Source organism: Massilia sp. NBRC 108631 (genome assembly GCF_059704565.1).
In genome coordinates, this window is sequence record NZ_BAAKJE010000181.1 from 1 (window position 1) to 1550 (window position 1550).

The window sequence follows — 1550 nt, forward strand, 5'->3', positions numbered from 1 at the left end:
GCCTTCTGTTGCAGAACAACGCCGCAGAGAACGCAGTAACAGTGCCCACGTGGCGGAATTGGTAGACGCGCATGGTTCAGGTCCATGTGCCGCAAGGTGTGGGGGTTCGAGTCCCTCCGTGGGCACCACAGAATTCCGCAAAAAAGCCTCCTTCGGGAGGCTTTTTTCATTGTCGGACTTCCTGACACGCTGCAGCAGCAAGCGGCCGAAGCACGCACAAGTGCTTGATTCCACAGCCCCGCACGGTTCTTGCATCAGCCCACGCATTCCAACCAGGAGTGCGCCATGAAAATTCTCGCCGCAGCAACCGTCTTTGCCCTTGGCAACCTGCTCGCCAACGCGCCGGCCCAGGCCGCCCCTATCTTCAATTTCCAGTTCACGCCCGGCACCACGCTGCAAGCCCAGCAAGGCTTCATCGAAGCCGGCGCGCGCTGGTCCGCACTGCTGACCGACAACATCGCCGTCAACCTGACGGTCGGCTTCGGCGCGCTGGGCGGCGGCATACTTGGCCAGGCAGCCAGCACCCAGGACTTCCACTCCTACGCCAGCTTCCGCAGCGCGCTCGAGGCCGACCGCAGTTCGGCACTGGACAACACGGCCGTCGCACACCTGCCCCGGACCAGCTTCGGCATGCTGATCAACCGCACCGCCAACAACCCGAACGGCGCAGCCAGCGCCACCCCCTACCTCGACAACAACGGCAGCGACAACAACAGCACCGTCTTCATCACCAACGCCGAAGCGAAGGCGCTGGGCATGGCGGTCGTGGAAGACACCCTGCCCGGCTGCATCGGCAATTGCGACGGCTTTATCCAGTTCAACAGCAACCTGTCCTTCGACTTCGACAGCCGCAACGGCATCGGCGCCACGCAGTACGACTTCGTCGGCATGGCCGCGCATGAAATCGGCCATACGCTGGGCTTCATCAGCGGCGTGGACGTGCTCGACTTTAACTCGCCGCCCAACAACGGCCCCTTCTACGACAACGAATTCACGTATGTGTCCGGGCTGGACATGTTCCGCTACTCGGCGCAAAGCAGCGCCAGCGGCGTGATCGACTGGACCGCCGACGCGCGCGCGAAGTACTTCTCGGTGGACGGCGGCGCCACGCTGGGCGCCGAATTTTCCACCGGCACCAACTTCGGCGACGAGCGCCAGGCCAGCCACTGGAAGGATTTGATGATGCTGGGCCTGATGGACCCGACCGCCGCGCAAGGCGAACTGCTGCTCATCACCAGGAACGACCGGATGGCGATGGACGCCATCGGCTACAACCTGGCGCCGATACCGGAGCCGTCGCAGGCGGCCATGTACGGCGCGGGCCTGCTGATGGCGCTGGCCTGGGCCGGCGGCAGGAAATATTTTCATGGAAACATCAATTGACGCTTGACCAAGACCGCCGCGGCCTTTAAGATTCGGGCCTCTGTTGCAGAACAACGCCGCAGAAAACGCAGCAACAGTGCCCACGTGGCGGAATTGGTAGACGCGCATGGTTCAGGTCCATGTGCCGCAAGGTGTGGGGGTTCGAGTCCCTCCGTGGGCACCACAGT

The 1550-nt window shown here is 63.1% G+C and carries 1 protein-coding gene and 2 tRNA genes; all 3 read left to right on the forward strand.

All coding sequences use genetic code 11. The annotated features are described in order from the left end of the window. The first annotated feature begins 43 nt into the window (after positions 1–43). The 3 genes from AC6H42_RS19515 (at position 44) to AC6H42_RS19525 (ending at position 1546) form a co-directional block, all read left to right on the forward strand. Positions 44–128, forward strand: a tRNA-Leu gene (locus AC6H42_RS19515). A gap of 157 nt (positions 129–285) precedes the next feature. Then, complete coding sequence (locus AC6H42_RS19520; protein WP_497548755.1) at positions 286–1383, forward strand: NF038122 family metalloprotease; 1098 nt, start codon at positions 286–288, stop codon at positions 1381–1383. 78 nt (positions 1384–1461) lie between these two features. After that, positions 1462–1546 (forward strand) — tRNA-Leu (locus tag AC6H42_RS19525). Positions 1547–1550 lie beyond the last annotated feature (4 nt).